This is a genomic window from Sphingobacterium sp. LZ11T8 (genome assembly GCF_024261425.1).
GTDB lineage: Bacteria > Bacteroidota > Bacteroidia > Sphingobacteriales > Sphingobacteriaceae > Sphingobacterium.
On sequence record NZ_JANBZY010000019.1, the window covers coordinates 1 to 1128 of the forward strand.

Here is a 1128-nt window from a genome sequence, read left to right on the forward strand (position 1 = left end):
CAAAAGGAAATACTTACAGTTGTATCTCAACGAGTTTATTTACAAATTAAACAGACGGTATTTTGGAGACAAACTCTTTGACAGACTAGTAATTGCGAATATAACAGGTGCATAAACGGATAATCAGAATCTTTAAACATCCTAATTAACTACCTGCGGATTTTAGGTATTATTATAGAAGCCCCCATGAATAAATCGCTCATCATTTTCGGCATCGTCAACATAACCTCGGACAGTTTCTCCGATGGAGGCCGGTATCTGGCGCCAGACGCAGCCATTGCGCAGGCGCGTAAGCTGATGGCCGAGGGGGCAGATGTGATCGACCTCGGTCCGGCATCCAGCAATCCCGACGCCGCGCCTGTTTCGTCCGACACAGAAATCGCGCGTATCGCGCCGGTGCTGGACGCGCTCAAGGCAGATGGCATTCCCGTCTCGCTCGACAGTTATCAACCCGCGACGCAAGCCTATGCCTTGTCGCGTGGTGTGGCCTATCTCAATGATATTCGCGGTTTTCCAGACGCTGCGTTCTATCCGCAATTGGCGAAATCATCTGCCAAACTCGTCGTTATGCATTCGGTGCAAGACGGGCAGGCAGATCGGCGCGAGGCACCCGCTGGCGACATCATGGATCACATTGCGGCGTTCTTTGACGCGCGCATCGCGGCGCTGACGGGTGCCGGTATCAAACGCAACCGCCTTGTCCTTGATCCCGGCATGGGGTTTTTTCTGGGGGCTGCTCCCGAAACCTCGCTCTCGGTGCTGGCGCGGTTCGATGAATTGCGGCTGCGCTTCGATTTGCCGGTGCTTCTGTCTGTTTCGCGCAAATCCTTTCTGCGCGCGCTCACAGGCCGTGGTCCGGGGGATGTCGGGGCCGCGACACTCGCTGCAGAGCTTGCCGCCGCCGCAGGTGGAGCTGACTTCATCCGCACACACGAGCCGCGCCCCTTGCGCGACGGGCTGGCGGTATTGGCGGCGCTGAAAGAAACCGCAAGAATTCGTTAACTTTTCGGTGGCCAGTAAGGAAATCGAGCGAGGCAAGGGTACACGTGGCCGGGGAGCCGAGGGAAAGCAGAACGTTGCGGTGATGGCCGAAAGCACCCCGTTGGAAGATATCGAAACGGGCAAAAA

The 1128-nt window shown here is 55.9% G+C and carries 1 protein-coding gene and 2 pseudogenes; all 3 read left to right on the plus strand.

What is annotated here, in order from left to right:
* Positions 1-115, plus strand: a pseudogene (locus NLF99_RS19595) (IS1595 family transposase); the annotation flags it as partial.
* Between the two features lie 71 nt (positions 116-186).
* Positions 187-1002, plus strand: a complete 816-nt coding sequence (sul2, locus tag NLF99_RS19600) for a sulfonamide-resistant dihydropteroate synthase Sul2 (RefSeq protein ID WP_001043260.1) — start codon at positions 187-189, stop codon at positions 1000-1002.
* A gap of 1 nt (position 1003) precedes the next feature.
* A pseudogene (locus NLF99_RS19605) lies at positions 1004-1128 on the plus strand (IS1595 family transposase); the annotation flags it as partial.

What these genes read in the sequence shown, in the direction of transcription:
- sul2 (WP_001043260.1), top strand. Translation starts at nt 187, where the DNA reads ATGAATAAATCGCTCATCATTTTCGGCATCGTCAACATAACCTCGGAC.